Genomic DNA, 431 nt, shown 5'->3' with positions numbered 1-431 from the left:
TCCTTCTGGTTGAACTGAATGGTCGTATTTTACTCCGCAACATGAGCAAATCTTGCTGGAAGCGAACCATTTATCAGCTTTTACATACGCAATGCCATGCTTCTCGCATTTGTATGACAAACATTGAAAGAAGAAGTTTAATTTTTGAAATGAAAATGCTTTCGATAGTTTTTTGTTTTTTAACAGGTTTGAGATAGATAAGTCTTACACAACAATCCTCATTGGTTTGGTTTTCACCAATTTTGCTGTTGCTTGATGGATATGGTTATTTCGGATATTCGTAATTTTCCTAGATAACCTCAGGTGTTCAGCTTTCGCTTTTTCATATCCGGTAGATTGAATCTTTACACCTTTTTTAAATCTCCTAGACATATCTCTTTGCGCTGACTTTTTCCTTTTCAAAAGTTTTTTAACCTTAGCATCTTTGTTTA

1 pseudogene is annotated in these 431 nt (G+C 34.3%); it reads right to left on the bottom strand.

Annotated features, from left to right (window positions below):
* A pseudogene (locus tag FOT98_RS31175) lies at positions 1-431 on the bottom strand (RNA-guided endonuclease TnpB family protein); the annotation flags it as partial.

Source organism: Bacillus sp. HY001 (assembly GCF_007558965.1).
GTDB lineage: Bacteria > Bacillota > Bacilli > Bacillales > Bacillaceae_G > Bacillus_A > Bacillus_A mobilis.
Note: the sequence above shows the minus strand (reverse complement) of the source record. Positions and strands in the feature narration are given on the sequence as shown.